This is a genomic window from Phenylobacterium sp. (assembly GCF_044372605.1).
GTDB lineage: Bacteria > Pseudomonadota > Alphaproteobacteria > Caulobacterales > Caulobacteraceae > Phenylobacterium.
Map to the genome: position 1 here is coordinate 1 of NZ_JBILRO010000337.1, position 2,635 is coordinate 2,635.

General features: G+C 64.5%; 2 protein-coding genes. Both read right to left on the minus strand.

The window, feature by feature from the left end:
• On the minus strand, nt 1-1,242 hold a 1,242-nt coding region (locus tag ACIQ42_RS17845; protein ID WP_397423572.1), incomplete at its 3' end, for a TCR/Tet family MFS transporter.
• A gap of 174 nt (nt 1,243-1,416) precedes the next feature.
• Entirely contained in the window at nt 1,417-2,634 is a 1,218-nt protein-coding gene (locus tag ACIQ42_RS17850) for an ectonucleotide pyrophosphatase/phosphodiesterase (RefSeq protein WP_397423573.1), read from the minus strand.
• Between the last annotated feature and the right edge of the window lies 1 nt (nt 2,635).

The window sequence follows — 2,635 nt, forward strand, 5'->3', positions numbered from 1 at the left end:
AGGCGCCACATTCCGGGCGATCACCAGCGCAAGTATGAAGGCCAGTACCAGCAACCCCGCCGACAGGAAGATCGCCAGGCCAGGCATGTTGAAGGCCTCGTTCCGGATTGACCAGGCGAAGACGGTCCCGAACAGCAACGGCCCCAGGATCGAGGCGATCCCCATGAGACTCTGGTTGGCGCCCTGAAGCTGACCCTGCTCGTGGGGCGCCACGCTGCGGGTCATCAAACCCTGGAGGCCGGGCATCAGGAACCCTGTGAAGGCAAAGACCGGCACGGCCAGCAGGTACAACATCCCAGTGGGCGCCCAGCCGTACCAGATGAAGCCCAACACGCCCGCGGCGGCTCCGAGGAGCACGGCGTTGCGCTCACCGATCCGTCTGACGACGGGCGCGATCAGCAGGCTCTGCACGATCAAGCCCGCAATGCCCGTCGCCAGGAACGTGTAGCCTAGGGTCGAGGTTGTCCACCCATAGCGATAGCCTGCATAGAGGACGAAGATCGACGGCAGGACCGTGTGGGAGAACTGGAACAGGAAGCCAACTACCGCCAGGCCCAGCAGCCCGGGCTTTGACCTGAGCAGCTTCAGCGACCCCAGGGGATTGGCCTTGGCCCAGTTGAAGGTGGTGGCGCGCCGCTCCGGCGGCAGGCTTTCGGGCAGCACGAAGTAGCCGTAGAGCCAGTTGATGGACGTCAGCGCCGCAGCGGCCAGAAATGGAACCCTCAGGTCAATTTCTCCCAGCGTCCCGCCAATGGCGGGACCGAAGATGAACCCGAAGGAGAAGGCTGAACTCATCCAGCCGAACGTTTTGGCGCGGTCCTCGGGCGCCGTGACATCGGCCAGGTAGGCATTGGCGGTCGAGAAGCTGGCGGCCGTCAAGCCGTTCAGTATCCGCCCCAGGAACAACCACCATAGGCCCGGCGCGAAGGCCATGAACAGGAAGTCCACGGCCAGACCGAACAATGAGATCAGCAGCACCGGCCGGCGCCCCCATCGGTCGGACATCAGACCCAGGATAGGCCCGCAGATGAACTGCATCAGCCCCCAGGTGACACCAAAAAGCACACCCCACTCCGAGGCCGCCGCCGTATCCCCGTCCGTGAACTGCTTCACCAGATTGGGCAGGATCGGGATCATGATGCCGAACGAGATGGAGTTCATCAGGGCGAGCGCAAAGATGAAGCCGAAGCCCGCCTGGCGACCGGGCTTGCGGGTCGTGGAAGATGATAGATCGTCCGTCATGTTGTCTCCCGGCAGCCCTTCTGAAACACATCCCGGATGGGCACAACCGTGTCAGTCGCCCCGACCGCCGAGCGCCCGGATCTGTGCGCCGTTGGCGTCTGCGATATTGAACCTGACGATGAAGGTTTCGATCTCGGGTTCCGCGGTCATAACCCAAGGGCGCCCAAAATCAGATCAAGGCGCCAGCGCCGGTCCGAGCCGCCGAAGACGACCCTCGTTGGGCTGTGCCGGCGCGCCGACCAGCCGGGCCAACAGCGGATAGACATCTACAATCTCGAACCGGCCCAGACTCACGCCCTGACGAAACGCCGGACCGTTGGCCACAAAGATCGCCGCCATATCGGTCTCGGACGGGTCGAAACCGTGGGCGCCCTTCTCAGGTTGTGCCGGACGGAAATCCCGCGTGCTCAATGTCCATCCGGACTCGGGCACGCAGACGATCGGCGCCACGCGCGGGTTCCGGCCATATCTGAACCGGGTCGGCATGTTCCGGCTGGCCCAACAGGTCGCATGAGGATGGCGTCCCACCATGGCGCGGGCCACCTCAGCCTCTCGTCCCGCAACCGGCGCAACCGCGACGAACGCACCGCCGGACAGCACGCGAAAGGCTGAACGCTCGATCAGATCGTCCAGATAAGCACGACGGTCCGGGGAAACCGCCGTCATGCCGTGATCCGCCACCACAATCACGTTCGCAGCCTGCCCCCTGGCTTTGAGACCGGCCATGACCTGCCCCAGCGCGGCGTCGACCTCGACCAGGGCTGCATTGGTCTCGGGTGCGTCCGGCCCGAAATTGTGGCCTGCCGTGTCGACCACGTCGAAATAGAGCGTGACAAAGCCTGGTCGCCGATCCAGCGGCAAATCCAGCCAGGCCAGAACCTGATCCGCCCGGGCAGCCGACGGCATCGCCTGATTGAACGGCATCACATAGGATGGACGGATACCCCGGATCTCCGCCTCGGAGCCGGGCCAGAACATCGTGCCGGTTTTGATGCCCGCGCGCTCTGCCGTAACCCAGATTGGCTCAGCGCCATCCCACCAGCGCCCGTCACGGACCGCTGTGGTGTTACTCATCCGGAAAGTGACCCCCGGCATGGCGGGGTCCTCCATCGTATTGTCAACCACGCCGTGCTGATCTGGATAGAGACCGGTGACCAGGCTGTAGTGGTTGGGGAACGTCTTGACGGGGAATGCCGGGCGCATTGATCCCCGCGCGCCGTCAGCCGCCATGCCGGAGAGCACCGGCGTCACGCCCCGGTCCAGATAGTCAGCCCGGAATCCGTCGATAGAGATCAGCACCGTCACCGGTCGCGGCGCCGTCGCCGCGGGGGCCGTCGTGGCGCAGGCCGCGAGCAACAGGATAATCCAGCCGAAATAAACCAGGCGAAGCATA